The sequence below is a fragment of the Brevundimonas sp. FV1ps31S genome (assembly GCF_058681265.1).
This window is the reverse complement of record NZ_CM178735.1, coordinates 1850613-1866482: the sequence shown is the minus strand read 5'-3', so window position 1 is coordinate 1866482 and position 15870 is coordinate 1850613. Positions and strand designations below refer to the sequence as shown.

Genomic DNA, 15870 nt, shown 5'->3' with positions numbered 1-15870 from the left:
TCTTTCAGCGAGACCACGCATGACCCTGATCGCCCGTACGACTGCGGCTGTCCTGCTGGCCCTGACGGTCGGCGTCTCTTGCGCAGCCCAGGCCCAGGTCTCGATCATACCCGAGCCGCAGACGGTCCAGCCTGCAGCCGGCGTCTTCGTGCTGGACGCGGCCACGGTGATCCAGGTTCCGCGCGGCGACGCGGATGCGGCGCGCGCCGCCGCCTATTTCGCCGATCTCATGCAGCGCACGCGCGGCCTGGCCCTGGCGGTGCGCGAGGGCGAGCGCAACGTCGACGGGGCCGGTCGCAACGCGGTCGTCTTCCAGCGAGGCGACAAGGCGGCGGACGCCTATGCGCTGACGGTCACGGACCAGGGCGCGACGGTCACGGCCGGCGGCTTTGGCGGCCTGTTGTACGGCGCCGTCAGCCTGTGGCAGCTGGCCACGGCGGAGCCGGGGCAGGGCCCGGCCCGGATCGACGCGGTCGCCATTCAGGACGCGCCCCGGTTCAGTTGGCGTGGCCTGATGCTGGATTCGGCGCGCCACTATCAGTCTCCCGAATTCATCAAGGGCTTCATCGACTGGATGGCGGTTCACAAGCTGAACGTCTTCCACTGGCATCTGACCGACGATCAGGCCTGGCGGCTGGAAATCAAACGCTATCCGCGTCTGACGGAGATCGGCGCCTGGCGCGTGCCGGCGGGGGCCGCGGCCCAGACCGACATCGATCCGGCTACGGGACGTTCGCGCCTGTACGGCGGCTTCTACAGCCAGGAGACGGTGCGCGAGATCGTCGCCTACGCCCAGGCGCGCAATATCGTCATCGTGCCCGAGGTGGACATCCCCGGTCACGCCAGCGCGGCGATCGTCGCCTATCCCGAACTGGGCGTGACCGATGCGCCCGGCGCGGCGGTCACGGCGGTCCCGGCAGACTGGGGCGTCTATCCGACCCTGTTCAACACCGAGGACTCGACCCTGGTCTTCTTTGAACAGGTGTTCGAAGAGGTCATGGATCTGTTCCCCGGCGACTATGTCCACATCGGCGGCGACGAGGCGGTCAAGGACCAGTGGAAGGCCTCGGCCCGCACCCAGGCCCGGATGCGCGAACTGGGCGTCGCCGACGAGGCGGCGCTGCAGAGCTGGTTCGTCGCACGACTGGAGAAACACCTGAACGCGCGGGGCCGTCGTCTGATCGGCTGGGACGAGATCCTGGAGGGCGGCCTGGCGCCGAACGCCACCGTCATGTCCTGGCGCGGTGTGGACGGCGCCATCGAGGCCGCCCGCCTGGGCCACGACACGGTGATGACGCCGGGCCCGACCCTCTATTTCGACTATCGGCAGAGCCCGACCGACGGCGCCCCGGGCCGCGGCGTCGTCTCCTCGCTGGAAGACGTTTATCGCTTTGATCCGACGCCCGATGCGATGACGCCGGAACAGGCGCGGCGGGTGCTGGGCGTTCAGGCCAACCTCTTCACCGAACATATGCGCACGGAGGACCGGGTCGAATACATGGCCTTTCCTCGCGTCTCCGCCCTGGCCGAGGTGGCGTGGACGAACCATGATCGCCTGAACTGGGATGATTTCCGTCGGCGGCTTCAGCCGCAGCTGGCGCGCTATCGGGCCCTGGGGATCGACTATGCGACCAGCGGGCTGGACGCGCCCGCGCCGACGCCCGTCGATGGCGAGCGCCGGTACGATCATCAGATGAAGCTGTGTTCCGAAGGACTGGTCCTGTCGCTGATCGACGACGCCCCGCTTCAGGGCGAGCGGCCGGCCTTCATGATGGACATCATGAACCCGTGCTGGATCTATCAGGCGGCCGACCTGACCGGCGGCAGGCGGATCGAGGTCGCCGTGGGCCAGGTTCCGTTCAACTTCCAGATCGGCGCTGATCGCGACAGGATCCGGCTGGCGACGCCACGCTCGCCCGAAGGCGAGCTGGAGGTTCGGGTGGACGGCTGCGACGGGGAGCGGACGTTGCGCCTGCCTTTGAAAGCCGCCGCCTCCGACGACGGGGTGACGGTGCTGGCCGGCGATCTGCCGGCGATGGACGGGCGTCATGACGTCTGCCTGAAGTTCGCCCAACCGGGGATCGATCCGATGTGGGGCGTCGACTGGGTCCGGATCGGAGCGGCGCGGTGAGCGAAGTCCTGGTCCTGTCCCCGCTGGCCGGCTGGCTGGCGCCGCTGGCCGACGTCCCCGACGCGGCCTTCGCCGACGGCATGGTGGGCGAGGGGGCCGCCGTCGATCCGACCGATACAGTGGTGCGGGCGCCGTTCGACGGCACAGTGGTCGGTCTTCCGGCCAGCCGTCACGCGGTCACGGTGCGCTCGCCCGAAGGCGTCGAGGTGCTGATCCATGTCGGGCTGGAGACGGTCGCGCTGAACGGCGCCGGCTTCACCGTCCATGTCGCCGAGGGCGCTGCGGTCAAGGCGGGCGAGCCGTTGATCACGCTCGACCTCGACCTGATCGCAGAGGGGGCGAAGAGCTTGATGTCGCCGGTGATCGTCGTCGGCGGCGCAAGCACGACCGTGCTTTCGCCAGGGCGACGGGTGCGGGCGGGCGAACCGATCCTGCGCGTGGTCGCCCAGGACGGCGCTGAGGGCGGCGCGACGACGGCGAGCAAGGGCGCGACCGTGTCGACCCTCGTTCGGGCGCCGCTGCCGCAAGGGCTTCATGCGCGACCTGCCGCGCGCATCGCCGCCTGCGCCAGGGCTTTCGAGGCGCGGATCATGCTGTCGCTCGGCGATCGGCGAGCGGATGCAACCAGTCTGGTGGCCATGATGGGGCTGGGCGTGCGGGACGGCGACGAGCTGCGGCTGGAGGCGTCGGGTCCCCAGGCCGGGGCGGCGATCGAGGCGATGAAGGCCCTGATCCTCGACGGTCTCGAAGAGGCGCCGGTCGAACCGGGCGTCGTCAGGACGTCCCCTTCGGCGGTTCCCTCCGAGAGCCCTGTCGCCGGCGGGGACGGCGAATTGAGCCTGACCGGGGTCACGGCCGCGCCGGGGCTGGTCATCGGTCGCGCGGTTCGCCTGAAACAGGCCGACATCGCTACGCCCGAGATCGGGCAGGGCGTGTCGATCGAGACGGCGGCCCTGGGCGCCGCCCTGGCGGCGGTGCGTGCACGGCTCGAGCGGTCGGCGGCGGAGGGAGGGGCGCATCGTCGCGCCATCCTGGCCGCGCACCTGGCCTTTCTCGAGGATCCCGGCCTGATCGATGCGGCCGAACAGGCCATGGGCGCGGGCGCCGGCGCCGGTTTCGCCTGGCGCAAGGCGACCCGCGCGGCGGCCGAACTGTTCCAGGCCATGGGGGACCCGCGCATGGCCGAACGGGCCGACGATCTGCTGGATCTGGAACGGCAGGTGCTGGTCGAACTGTCGGGCGAGGCGCCGCCGGCGGGCCTTCCCATCAGCCCCGGCTCCGTCATCGTCGCCGACGATCTGTTGCCGTCACAGCTTATGGCGCTGGACTCGGTCAAGGTGGCCGGCCTGTGCACGGCGCGCGGGGGGCCGACCTCGCACGTCGCCATATTGGCGGCGGCCATGGGCGTGCCGGCCCTGGTCGCCGTCGGCTCAGGCCTGGGCCAGGTCGAGGACGGGGTCCTCGTGGTGCTGGACGCCGACGGCGGACGGATGATCGCCAATCCCTCCGCCGCCCGCCAGGCCGGCGCCCAGAGCGCCGCAGCGGCGCGCGACCGTCGCCGCGCCGACGCCCGCGCCCTGGCGCTGGACGCCTGTCACACGGCCGACGGGGTCCGGATCGAGGTTTTCGCCAATCTCGGCGACGTCGCCGAAGCCTTGCCGGCCGTCGCGGGCGGCGCCGAGGGCTGCGGCCTGCTGCGCACCGAATTCCTGTTCCTGGAGCGCGAGACGGCGCCGACCGAGGACGAGCAACTGGTCCGCTACCAGGCCATAGCCGACGCTCTGGACGGGCGGCCGCTGATCATCCGCACCCTGGACGCCGGCGGCGACAAGCCCTTGCCCTATCTGCCGACGCCGCCGGAGGACAATCCGGCCCTGGGGCTGCGCGGCGTGCGGTCGGGCCTGTATCGGCCGGATATCCTGCTGGCCCAGTTGCGCGCGATCTGCCGCGTGCGGTCCAAGGGGACGGTCGCGGTCATGCTGCCGATGATCGCCTCGGTCGCCGAGGTGCGCCAGGTGCGCGCCATCCTCGACGTCGCCGTCGCCGACACCGGCGGGCGCGCGCCGCTGCTTGGGGTCATGATCGAGACCCCGGCCGCCGCCATGACCACGGACCGGCTGGCCCCGGTCATCGACTTCATCTCGATCGGCACCAACGACCTGACGCAATACGCCCTGGCCATGGACCGCCAGAACGCCAGTCTGGCGGCGCAGCTGGACAGTCTGCACCCGGCGGTCCTGCGCCTGATCGCCCAGGCGGCGGGCGGCGCGGCGGCGCTGAAGTGGATCGGGGTCTGCGGCGGGCTGGCGTCCGACCTGGCGGCGATCCCCATACTGATCGGCCTGGGGGTTCGCGAACTGTCGGCGACGCCGTCAATGGTCGCCGAGGTCAAGGCCGTGGCGCGCGGCCTGACCCTGGCCGACTGCAGCCGGCTTGCCGCCGAGGCTCTGGGGCTGGACAGCGCCGAGGCCGTGCGAGCCCTGGCCGGCGAACGGCTGGCTGGACTTCATCACCCCCGCGTCGGAGCTCCGGCATGAAGATCGGTCTTTCCAGCCTCCAGCCGCTGGGCCGCGCCCTGATGCTGCCCATCGCCGTCCTGCCGATCGCCGGCCTGTTGCTGCGCCTGGGACAGCCGGATCTTCTGGACATCGCCTTCATCTCGGCGGCCGGTCAGGCGGTCTTCTCGAACCTGGGCCTGCTGTTCGCGGTAGGCGTAGCGGTCGGCCTGGCCCGCGACAACAACGGCGCGGCCGGCCTGGCCGGCGTCGTCGGCTATCTGATCGCCACCGAGGCCTCCAAGGTGTTGCTGGCCGTTCCCCCGGAGGTGTTGGCGGGCCTGAGCGGCGACGCGGCGTCGGCGGCCGGCGCGGCGTTCAAGGACCAGGCGATGGCGCGGCTGGGCGTGCCGATCGGCATCCTGTCCGGCCTGATCGCCGGCGACTTCTACAATCGCTTCTCCACGCTGAAACTGCCGGAATACCTGGCCTTCTTCGGCGGGCGCCGGTTCGTGCCGATCGCCTCGGGTCTGGCGGCTCTCGGCCTGGCGGCGGTCATCGGCCTGTCCTTCACCGCCATCGACCAAGCCATCGACGCCTTCAGCCGCGCCGTGGTCGGTTCCGGCGAGGTGGGCCTGTTCGCCTATGGACTGCTGAACCGCCTGCTCATCATCACCGGCCTGCATCACATCCTGAACAATGTCGCCTGGTTCATCGTCGGCGACTATCAGGGGGCCACGGGCGACCTGAACCGCTTCTTCGCCGGCGACCCTACGGCGGGCGCCTTCATGAGCGGCTTCTTCCCGGTGATGATGTTCGGCCTGCCCGCCGCCTGTCTGGCCATGTACCACGCCGCCCGGCCCGAACGGCGCAAGGCGGTCGGCGGCATGCTGGCCTCTCTGGCGCTGACGGCCTTCCTGACCGGAGTGACCGAGCCGATCGAGTTCACCTTCATGTTCCTGGCGCCGGTGCTCTACGCCATCCATGCGGTGCTGACGGGCGTGGCCATGGTGGTGATGGACCTGCTGGGGGTCCATCTGGGCTTCACCTTCTCGGCCGGCCTGTTCGACTATGTGCTGAACTTCGGCAAGTCGACGCGGCCCTGGCTGCTGGTCCCGGTGGGTCTCGCCTATTTTGGTCTCTACTACGGCCTCTTTCGCCTGTTCATCCAGGTCTTCAACCTGAAGACGCCGGGGCGGGAAGACGAGGATATCGGTGAACAGACGGTCTTCGGTCCGTCCTCGGGCGGTCGGGGGGAGGCCTTTGTGGCGGCGCTGGGCGGCGCGGGCAATCTGCGTGCGGTGGCGGCGTGCACGACCCGTTTGCGTCTGCAGATCGTTTCCCGTGAACAGGTGGACGATGCGGCTCTGAAGCGGCTCGGGGCACGTGGGCTGATCGCCCCGTCTCCCGACGCGCTACAGGTGGTGATCGGACCGATGGCGGACGCGGTGGCGCAGGAGATGCGAGACCATGTCGCCGAACGACAAGACGCCTTGAGTTCCGGTCAACCCAAGCCGGGGGCGGCGACCCTGACCTCGAAGATGGAGACGGCGCTGGGAGGGCGAGGCAATATCAAGACGGTCGCCGACAAGGCGGGCCGGATCTGTGTGCTGATCGTGGAACCAAGCGCCTTGGACATCGGGCGGCTGGAAGACAGTTGCCCCAAAGGCTTCGTGCGGACGAGCGAGCACCGTTTGCAGATTATCGTCTGACCCGCTCCCTCAGCCCGTCCGGGGCTTGAGACGCTTCAATCACACGGCGGCGGTCGCCGGATGTTCTGGAACCAAAAGGCGTGATCCGGCGCATTGGGCCGTCGCCCCGCCATGACCCGCTCGGCACGGGACGGATCTGCAGGTCAAAAGTTCAGTGAAAGGTTCGTGCGCCCCAGAGGGGGCAATAGACGACGCACCTAAGGCCCGAGTGGCTCCGCGGGTAGGATTCGAACCTACGACCAGCCGATTAACAGTCGGCTGCTCTACCACTGAGCTACCGCGGAACTGCTCGGGAGGCGGGCCTATAGCAGCGGGTCTCGGATTCGTGCAATGGGAAAAATGACGAATGCGCACGATCTCAATCATTGACCCAGACGACCCGCGGATCGCCGGCTTCCGCGATATCCGCGAGCGGGACCTGACCGGTCGCGACGGCCTGTTCGTGGCGGAGGGGGAGGTCGTGCTGCGCGTGCTGGCGTCGCCCGCCTCCCTGTGCCGGCCGCGGGCCCTGCTGCTGGCGGAGAAGCGGGCGGAGGCCCTGTCGGACGTCGTCGCGGCCCTGCCGGAGGCGACGCCGGTCTATGTCGTCGGCCAGGCGGTCCTGGACCGGGTCGCCGGCTTTCCCCTGCATCGCGGCATCCTGGCCCTGGGAGAGAAGCCGGTGTCGCCGTCGGTCGAGTCCGTGCTTGAGACGGTCGCGGACGACGATGTCTTTCTGATCGCGAGCGGCATCGGAAATCACGACAATATGGGCGGGCTGTTCCGGAACGCCGCAGCTTTCGGAGCGCGGGCGGTGCTGCTGGACGGCGCCTGTTGCGATCCCTTCTATCGCAAGTCGATCCGTGTCTCGGTCGGCGCCGTGCTGCGGACGCCGTTCGCGGTCGCCGAGACGGCGGAGGCCCTGGTGGCGGCGGTGCAAGCCGCCGGGATCGAAGTGCTGGCCCTGACCCCCGGTGCGACGGAGAGGCTGATCGACTATCGTCGCCAGGGACCTGTCGCGGTCATGGTGGGGTCTGAGGGCCCAGGTCTTTCGCAGGCGGTGATCAATCGTTGCCGCGCCGTAGGCGTGCCGATGGCGGGCGGTTTCGATTCGCTCAATGTCGCCGTGGCCAGCGCCCTGGCCCTGCATCAGGTCGGCGGCGGGGGAGCGACGCGCTCACCAGGATGTTAGGGCGTTAAGGATTTGTACACCTTGCGCCGAAGCTGAAACTGTGGAGTTCATTGGCCCGCTGGTTTGGGGACGGGCGATGAATATCCTTTATTTTCTTAGTCGAAACGTTCGAGCCGCCTTGTTCGTGGCGGTCGCGGCCGCTGGGTTGGGCGCGGCAGGGGTGATCGGCTGGATGACCGCGCCGGTCTGACGCGGCGAACGGGAAACGAAAAGGGCGCGGATCCTGAGATCCGCGCCCTTTCTTCGGTCGCCGCGATGGAGGCCTGACCGGGAATCGAACCCGGGTGCAAGGATTTGCAGTCCTCTGCGTCACCACTCCGCCATCAGGCCGCTTTTCGTCCCGATTTCTCGGGGGCGGTCATCGCGAGGGGCGTTCGCTATCAGATCGGATTGTCCGCTGCAACGCACGGAACTATAAGCGCGCGAGATTTCCTCCCCTGACTATCGATTGAAGGCTGCCCAAAGATGGATTTCACCGCCGAGCGCAAGGCCATGGTCGACTCGCAGGTCCGCGTGAACGACGTCACCAGTCATGAAATCCACATGGCCATGATGGACGTGCCTCGGGAGCGTTACTGCGCCCCTGAGCGGGTCTTCGCCGCCTATTCGGACGCGGCGGTCGAGATCGCCGGCGACCGCAAGCTGATGCCGGCGCGCGACCTGTCCAAGCTGTTGCAGGCGGCCGACGCGCGGGAAGGCGAGAAGGTCCTGGCCATCGCCGCCCCCTACGCCGCCGCGGTCCTGGCCCGGATGGGGCTGACGGTCACGGCCCAGGAAGCGGATCAGGCCGTATTCGACGTCGTGGGCGAGGCCCTGGCGGAGGAGGGCGTCACGACGGAGGTCGCCCCGCTGGCGGCGCCGGCGGGCGAGGGATGGGACCTGATCGTCTGCGAAGGCGGCGTGGCGGCTCTGCCCGAGACCTGGGGCAAGGCTTTGCGGGTCGGCGGGCGCATGGTCCTGGTCGAACGGCGCGGCGCCATCGGCAAGGCCGCCCTGTATGTGAAGGGTCGCGAGGGCCTGTCGCGTCGGGAACTGTTCGATTCGTCGCCGGCCCTTCTCGCGGAACTGACGCCGGCGCCTACATTCGCATTCTGACGTAGTCCGTGGCGCTCGCGGAAAGCGTGAAAAAAACTTAACTGGCGTCAGGTCGACTGAGGCCGCAGTTACGCTTGATGACATTCGGGCGCTCTCGGGGCGTCAGGCAAGGACGGACAATGTTGAAACGCTCGCGTGTGCTGGCTTCGGCCGCTGTGGTGGCTCTTGTGACGGGTCTGGGGGCGCCCGCCTGGGCCGAGACCCTGCAGGAAGCGATCGCCCTGGCCTATCAGACCAACCCCAGCCTGCTGGCCCAGCGGGCGAATCAGCGCGCGCTGGACGAAACCGTGGTCCAGGCCCGCTCGGGCCTGCGCCCGACGCTGAGCGCCTCGGCGGGCGTTGACTATACGCGCAGCGACTTCCCGACCCTGACCCAGTTCGTGGACACCAACGGCGACGGCGTGGCGGACACCCAGGTGTCCAGTTCTTCGTCCGAGAGCGACGGCGCCACCGTCGGCCTAAGTCTGTCCCAGAACATCTGGACCGCCGGCCGCACCTCCCTGGCGATCGATCAGGCCCGGGCGAGCGTGATGGCGGGGCGCGAGAATCTGCGCGAAATCGAACAGTCGGTCATGCTGTCGGTGATCCAGGCCTATGTGAACGTCACTCGCGACATGGAAATCCTGCGCATCCGTCAGGAAAACCTGGCGGTGCTGCAACGCCAGCTGGATGAGACCAGCGCCCGATTCGAGGTCGGGGAGATCACCCGCACCGACGTGGCCCAGGCCGAAGCCTCGCTGGCCCAGTCCGAAGCTGACCTGGCCAACGCCCAGGCCCAGCTGTCGACCACCCGCGCCAGCTACGCCGCCGTGGTGGGACAGTCGCCCAGCGATCTGGAGACCGCCCCGGTCCTGCCGACCGTTCCGACCGATTTCGACGCCGCCATGGAGACCGCCCTGGCGCGGAACCCGGGCGTGCTGTCGGCCGGCTATTCGTTGCAGGCGGCGGAAGCCGCCGTCGCGTCGGCACGGGCCGAGTATCTGCCGTCGGTGCGCGCCACCGCCTCCTATGGCGGCACGGCGACCGATCTCGGCAATCTGGACGAGCTGGCCGACCGGCGCAGCTTCACCGCCGGCGCCACCCTGTCGGTGCCCCTGTTCACCGGCGGTCTGAACCGGTCACGGGTCGCCCAGGCGCTCGAACAGGCCAATGCGGCCCAGATTGCGGTCGAGGGCGAACGCCGGACGGTGCTGCAGAACGTCAGTTCGGCCTATGCCCAGGTCCTGTCGACCCGTTCGAATGTCGCTGCCGGCGAAGAGGCTGTGCGGGCCGCCTCGGTCGCCGCAGAGGGCGTGCGGCAGGAGGCGCAGGTCGGCCTGCGCACCACCCTGGACGTGCTGAACCAGGAAGTGACGCTGCGGGCGTCGCAGACGGCGCTGGCGAACGCCCGCGCGGCGGAATATGTGGCTCGCGCGTCTCTGTTGGCCGCCATGGGGCAGCTGGAGGGTGAAACCCTGAACCCCAACCTCGATGTCTATGACGCCAAGGCCAATTATGATCGCGTCCGCAATCGGGGCGGCTTGCCCTGGGACGGGGTGATCGAGGCCCTGGACCGTGTGGCTTCACCGCCCGTCGTCGATGCTGACGACGCCGCTGACGCGCCGATCGATGCTCAACTGAAAGGCGAGGTCATTCGCACCGCGCCTCGCAGTTGACGGAGGGGCCAGGGAAAGACGTTCAAAACGCCCGTTGATTCTGGCGGGCGTTGGTGCGACGACACTACTCGTGGGGTCGAGAAGCATGGTTTTCTGATCCCCGACCCGTGCACGGCGTTGGGGAGCGCAATCTCCACGCCCCAGTTTCATTCCAGGCCTCCCCAGGGTTAAGTCATGACCGATCAGTCCGCCCAGGAACCCACGATGGAGGAGATCCTGGCGTCGATTCGCCGGATCATCTCCGAAGACGATGCGCCAGCGGAGACCCCGCCGGCCGCAGCGGCGCCGGAACCGGCGCCTGAGCCTGAACCTGAACCCGAAGCGCCCCTGCCGGCGCCTGAGCCGGAATCCGAGCCTGCTCCCGCAGACGATATTCTCGCCTCGGCGCCCGCGCCTGAAGCCGCGCCTGAAGCCGGCGACGAGGACGTGCTGGAACTGACCGAGCTCTATGAGGCTCCGGCTTCCGAGACCATCGGCGATCTCGACATCATGGAGGCCGCGCCAGAACCGGAAGCGCCGGCTGAGACGCCCGCTTCGACCTCCGAGCCGGCCTATGATTCGCTTGTCGGCGAAAGCGCGGCCGCCAGCGCCGCCTCGGCCTTCGCCGGTCTGGCCGCGTCGTTCAAGAAGCCGGAGGCGGCTCCGGCGGCGTCGGGCGACATGCCGTTCGTCAGCGGCAACACGGTCGAGGCCATGGTCGCCGAGATGCTGCGTCCGCTGCTGAAGGACTGGCTGGACAATAATCTGCCCGGCATCGTCCAGGCTGCGGTACAAAAGGAAGTCGAACGCATCGCGCGCAGCGCCTAGCCCTTCGCTTCACCGCAGACTATCGAGGGGCGGCTCCTGCGGGGGCCGCCCTTTGTCATTCCAGGCCATCCCCCGGCCACACGACAACGATCAAAGAAGACCCATGCTCGAGAAGACCTTCGAACCCCAGGCCGCCGAACCCCGCCTGTACGCCCAGTGGGAAGAGAGCGGCCTGTTCGCGCCCCGCACGGAAGGGGCTGAAGGCGCCTATTCGATCGTCATTCCGCCGCCGAACGTGACGGGCAGCCTGCACATCGGCCATGCGCTGAACAATACGCTGCAGGACATCCTGGCCCGCTATCACCGGATGAAGGGCAAGGCGGTGCTGTGGCTGCCGGGCACGGACCACGCGGGCATCGCCACCCAGATGGTGGTCGAGCGCCAACTGGCCGCCGCCGGGAACGTCGGGCGGCGCGACATGGGCCGCGACGCCTTCATCGAAAAGGTCTGGGAATGGAAGGCCGAGAGCGGCGGGACCATCGTGCGCCAGCTGCGCCGCCTGGGGGCGTCGTGCGACTGGTCGCGCGAACGCTTCACCCTGGATGAGGGGCTGAACGCCGCCGTGCGCAAGGTCTTCGTGCAACTGCACAAGGAAGGCCTGATCTATCGCGACAAGCGGCTGGTGAACTGGGATCCGCATTTCCAGACTGCCATCTCGGATCTGGAGGTCGAGCAGCGCGAGGTGGACGGCGCCTATTGGCATTTCGCCTATCCGCTGGCGGACGGCGTGACCTACGAACACCCTGTCGCCTTCGACGAGGACGGCAAGGCGACGGAATGGGAGACGCGCGACTTCATCGTCGTCGCCACGACCCGGCCCGAGACCATGCTGGGCGACACCGGCGTGGCGGTGCATCCGGAGGATGAGCGGTACAAGGGGCTGGTCGGCACGTTCGTGACCCTGCCCATCGTGGGGCGTCGCATCCCGATCGTCGCCGACGACTATGCCGATCCGACCAAGGGTTCGGGCGCGGTGAAGATCACGCCGGCGCATGATTTCAACGACTTCGGCGTGGGCAAGCGGGCGAGCCTGCCGTCGCTGAACATCCTCGACGCCTTCGGCCGGATCACAGATGTCGATACGCCGGACGTGCCGTCGGAATACGTCGGCATCGACCGCTTCGCTGCGCGCAAGGCCATCGTCGCCCGCGCCGAAGAAGAGGGCTGGCTGCGCGAGATCGAGAAGACCAAGCATGTCGTCCCGCACGGCGACCGTTCCGGCGTCGTCATCGAGCCGTGGCTGACGGACCAGTGGTACGTCGACGCCAAGGTCCTGGCCCAGCCCGCGCTGAAGGCGGTGGAGCAGGGCGAGACGGTGTTCGAGCCGAAGTCGTACGAGAAGATCTATTTCGAATGGCTGAGGAACATCGAACCCTGGTGCATCTCGCGCCAGCTGTGGTGGGGGCACCGCATCCCGGCCTGGTACGGTCCGGAAGGTGAAATCTATGTCGCCGAGACGGAAGAGGACGCCCGCGAACTGGCGATGGCGGACTATGATTCCGAGGTCGCCCTGACCCAGGACGAGGACGTTCTGGACACCTGGTTCAGCTCGGCCCTGTGGCCGTTCTCGACCATGGGTTGGCCCGAGAAGACCGAGGATCTGGAGCGGTTCTATCCGACCAGCGACCTGGTCACGGCGGCGGACATCATCTTCTTCTGGGTCGCCCGGATGATGATGATGGGCCAGCACTTCATGGGCGAGGTCCCGTTCAAACGAGTCATCATCAACGGCCTGGTCCGCGACGAGAAGGGCCAGAAGATGAGCAAGTCCAAGGGGAACGTCATCGACCCCCTGGGCATCATCGACGAACTGGGCGCCGATCCGCTGCGCTTCACCATGGCCATCCTGTCGGGCACGCGCGACATCAAACTGTCGAAGCAGCGGATCGAGGGATACCGCAACTTCGGCACCAAGCTGTGGAACGCCGCCCGCTTCAGCCAGATGAACGAGGCGCGGCGCGTCGAGGGCTTCGATCCGGCGACGGTCGAACAGACGATCAACCGCTGGATCCGGGGCGAACTGACCAAGGCCGAGCGCGCCGTGTCAGAGGCCATCGAGGGCGGGCGGTTCGATGATGCGGCGGGCGCGCTGTACCGGTTCGTCTGGAACGTCTTCTGCGACTGGTATTTGGAGCTGGCCAAGCCAGTCTTCAACGGCGCGGACGAATCCGCCAAGGCCGAGACGCGGGCCATGACCGCCTGGACGCTGGATCAGACGCTGAAGCTGCTGCACCCGGTCATGCCCTTCATCACCGAGGAGCTGTGGGCCGAACTGGGTAAGGAAGGGCCGGCGCGCGAGAGCCTGCTGATTGGCGCCGAATGGCCGGTGCTGCCCGATGCCTTCATCGACGCCTCGGCCGAGGCCGAGATCGGCTGGCTGGTCGATCTGGTCGGCGAAATCCGGGGCCTGCGGGCCGAGATGAACGTGCCGCCGGCGGCCAAGCCGCCTCTGGCCTTCGTCGCACCGGACGCCGTGACGGCAGAGCGGATCGCGCGCCATCGCGACCTGATCCTGACCCTGGGCCGGGTGTCCGAGGTCGGATCGGCGGACGCCGCGCCGACGGGGGCCGTGACCTTCGTCTCGGGCGGATCGACGGTCGCCCTGTCGCTGGCCGGGATCATCGACCTGACCGCCGAACGGGCGCGGCTGGAGAAGGAGATCGCCGTGTTCGAGAGCGATATCGGCCATGTGAACAAGAAGCTGGGCAATCCCAACTTCGTGTCGCGCGCCGCGCCGGAAGTCGTGGACGAACAGCGGGCCAAACTGGCCGAGGCCGAGGCGGGGAAGGTCAAGTTGCAGGCGGCGCTCAAGCGACTGGAAACCCTGTGACGGCTCCTTCTCCCCTTGCGGGAGAAGGTGGCCCGCGCAGCGGGTCGGATGAGGGGTTGCGCCAGGCTTGGCCGGTTCGCGGTTTCAGACGGAGTGGATGGGGTGGTGCGACCCCTCATCCGTCGGCCTTCGGCCGCCACCTTCTCCCGCAAGGGGAGAAGGGAGGTTGAAGTCGCGCATAGACCAACTTCTCGTCGCACGGGGCCTGTTCGACAGTCGGTCGCAAGCGTGCGCGGCGATCGACGCAGGGCTGGTCCTCGCCAATGGCGCAGTTGTGCGAAAGCCGTCCGAACAGTTTGCGGATGACGTTGTTCTGGACGCGCAGCCGGCCCACCGCTGGGTCGGGCGGGGGGCGTTGAAGCTGGACCATGCCCTGACCGTATGGCCCGTGGCGGTCGAGGGACGGGTGGTGCTGGACGTCGGGACGTCCACCGGCGGCTTCACCGAGGTCTGTCTGGATCGCGGCGCGGCCAAGGTGTTCGCGGTCGATGTCGGCTTCGGCCAGATGCACGACCGGGTCGCGGCCGATCCGCGGGTGGTCAATATGGAGCGCACGGACGCCCGCGATCTGACGCCGGAGCTGATCCCGGAGGCGCCGTCGCTGGTCGTGTGCGACGCCAGCTTCATCAGCCTGATCAAGGTGCTGCCCGCTGCGCTGGATCTGGCGGCGGCGGGGGCGGACCTAATCACCCTGATCAAGCCCCAGTTCGAGGCCGATGGGCCAGGCGCCGGCAAGAAGGGGGTGATCAAGGATCCCGCCGCCCACGCCGCCGCGGTCGAACGTGTGCGGGACTGGCTGGAGGCGATGGGCTGGGCCGTGCAGGCGACGACCGAGAGCCCCATCACCGGCGGCGACGGGAATCTCGAGTTCCTGCTGTGGGCGAAGCGCAGCTGAGGCTAAGAGCCCCTCCACCACGCTTCGCGCGGTCCCCCTCCCCACAGGTGGGGAGGAGACGGTCCGTTCGCCGGTAGCCCCGTAAAAACGGGCTCAAGTAGCGCGAAGCGCGGTAGCTCCCTCAAAATGGCTCAAGTAGGCCGAAGGCCGATAGCCCTCTCACAAATAAGAAACCGCCGGAGGACAAGTCCTCCGGCGGCTCCCGTCACGTCGTCGATCGACAGGGGGGCTGAAAATTAATCGACGACGCGATAGCGGCCGTACTGGTCGGGGCAGGTGCGGACGTAGCGGGTGTCCGTGCGACCATCGGGCAGACGGATCTGGCTTTCGGCCAGGCGGCATCCGTCTGAATTCTGATAGGGCGAGACCGAGCGGGAGCGGTCGTCGTAATAGTCGTCGCCGTTGTAGGCGTAGTCGTCACGGCGGTCGTCGTAGCGACGGCCCTGATCGCCGGTGTAACGGTCGTCATAGTAGCCGTAGCTGGGCTGGCTGTAGCCCTGTTGCCCGTAGCCCTGGCTGTAATAGCTGCTGGAGCCGTAGCTGCTCTGATAGCTGCGGCAGGCGTCGGAGCTGGAGCGGCCGACTTGCGAGCCGATCACCGCGCCGACGACGCCGCCCAGGATGCTGCCTTCGGTGCGGCGACCGCGGGCGGCCAGTTGCGAGCCGATGACGGCGCCGGCTCCGCCGCCGATCACGGCTCCAGCGCCGGTGCGGCCCTGACGTTCGCGGGCGCAGGGGTCGTAGGACTGCTGCGGATAACGGTTGTAGTCATAGGAGGGGGCGTAGGCGCCGGTGCCGTAGTTCTGGCTGTAGCCATAGCTCTGGGCCGAGGCGGCCATGGGCGCGGCGACGGCGCCGAGGGTCAGGGCCGCGACGGCGGCGAGGGACTTGGTGGAGAGACGCATCTTCAACCCCTTGTGGTCGGACGTTCAGTGACGAGGGCTGAACGGGTGGACCGGCTGTCTGTTGCATCCTGTCTAGCGGGGCGAAGCTGAACGGCTTTTGAGCGCCTCGTTCATCTTCGTTCATGTTCGAAGGGGCCTATCGCGCTTCGCGCTACTTGAGGCCGTGGTTCGTCC

General features: G+C 68.2%; 10 protein-coding genes and 2 tRNA genes. 9 read left to right on the top strand and 3 right to left on the bottom strand.

The window, feature by feature from the left end:
- Positions 1-19 precede the first annotated feature (19 nt).
- From ACVPT3_RS08820 to nagE, 3 genes are read left to right on the top strand one after another with little or no spacing between them, the layout of a single operon-like run.
- Positions 20-2131: a family 20 glycosylhydrolase gene (locus tag ACVPT3_RS08820; RefSeq protein ID WP_492043755.1), complete on the top strand. Its 2112-nt coding sequence runs from the start codon at positions 20-22 to the stop codon at positions 2129-2131.
- Entirely contained in the window at positions 2128-4668 is a 2541-nt protein-coding gene (gene ptsP / locus ACVPT3_RS08815) for a phosphoenolpyruvate--protein phosphotransferase (protein WP_492043754.1), read from the top strand. The genes ACVPT3_RS08820 and ptsP overlap by 4 nt, the downstream gene beginning before the upstream one ends.
- Positions 4665-6338, top strand: a complete 1674-nt coding sequence (gene nagE / locus ACVPT3_RS08810) for an N-acetylglucosamine-specific PTS transporter subunit IIBC (protein WP_492043753.1) — start codon at positions 4665-4667, stop codon at positions 6336-6338. The genes ptsP and nagE overlap by 4 nt, the downstream gene beginning before the upstream one ends.
- A 209-nt stretch (positions 6339-6547) precedes the next feature.
- Here nagE and ACVPT3_RS08805 read toward each other — a convergent pair.
- Positions 6548-6622 (bottom strand) — tRNA-Asn (locus ACVPT3_RS08805).
- Positions 6623-6684: 62 nt separating this feature from the next.
- On the opposite strand from ACVPT3_RS08805, the gene ACVPT3_RS08800 reads away from it, so the two are divergent.
- On the top strand, positions 6685-7509 hold the full coding sequence (locus ACVPT3_RS08800; RefSeq protein WP_492043752.1) for a TrmH family RNA methyltransferase: 825 nt from the start codon (positions 6685-6687) through the stop codon (positions 7507-7509).
- 256 nt (positions 7510-7765) lie between these two features.
- Here the strand turns inward: ACVPT3_RS08800 and ACVPT3_RS08795 are convergent.
- Positions 7766-7839: transfer RNA gene (locus ACVPT3_RS08795), tRNA-Cys, on the bottom strand.
- 135 nt (positions 7840-7974) lie between these two features.
- Here ACVPT3_RS08795 and ACVPT3_RS08790 point away from each other — a divergent pair.
- The 5 genes from ACVPT3_RS08790 to ACVPT3_RS08770 all read left to right on the top strand — a co-directional run bounded on the left by ACVPT3_RS08790 (position 7975) and on the right by ACVPT3_RS08770 (position 14791).
- Complete coding sequence (locus ACVPT3_RS08790) at positions 7975-8604, top strand: protein-L-isoaspartate O-methyltransferase family protein (protein ID WP_492043751.1); 630 nt, start codon at positions 7975-7977, stop codon at positions 8602-8604.
- A gap of 119 nt (positions 8605-8723) precedes the next feature.
- Positions 8724-10259, top strand: coding sequence for a TolC family outer membrane protein (locus ACVPT3_RS08785; RefSeq protein ID WP_492043750.1), 1536 nt, complete (start codon positions 8724-8726; stop codon positions 10257-10259).
- A gap of 174 nt (positions 10260-10433) precedes the next feature.
- Complete coding sequence (locus tag ACVPT3_RS08780; protein ID WP_492043749.1) at positions 10434-11066, top strand: DUF2497 domain-containing protein; 633 nt, start codon at positions 10434-10436, stop codon at positions 11064-11066.
- A gap of 103 nt (positions 11067-11169) precedes the next feature.
- On the top strand, positions 11170-13896 hold the full coding sequence (locus ACVPT3_RS08775) for a valine--tRNA ligase (protein ID WP_492043748.1): 2727 nt from the start codon (positions 11170-11172) through the stop codon (positions 13894-13896).
- Positions 13897-14062: 166 nt separating this feature from the next.
- Positions 14063-14791 carry a TlyA family RNA methyltransferase gene (locus ACVPT3_RS08770; RefSeq protein ID WP_492043747.1) on the top strand — a complete coding sequence of 243 codons (729 nt, stop codon included), beginning with the start codon at positions 14063-14065 and terminating at the stop codon, positions 14789-14791.
- A 236-nt stretch (positions 14792-15027) separates the two neighbouring features.
- Here ACVPT3_RS08770 and ACVPT3_RS08765 read toward each other — a convergent pair whose 3' ends face one another.
- Positions 15028-15696 carry a YMGG-like glycine zipper-containing protein gene (locus tag ACVPT3_RS08765; RefSeq protein ID WP_492043746.1) on the bottom strand — a complete coding sequence of 223 codons (669 nt, stop codon included), beginning with the start codon at positions 15694-15696 and terminating at the stop codon, positions 15028-15030.
- Between the last annotated feature and the right edge of the window lie 174 nt (positions 15697-15870).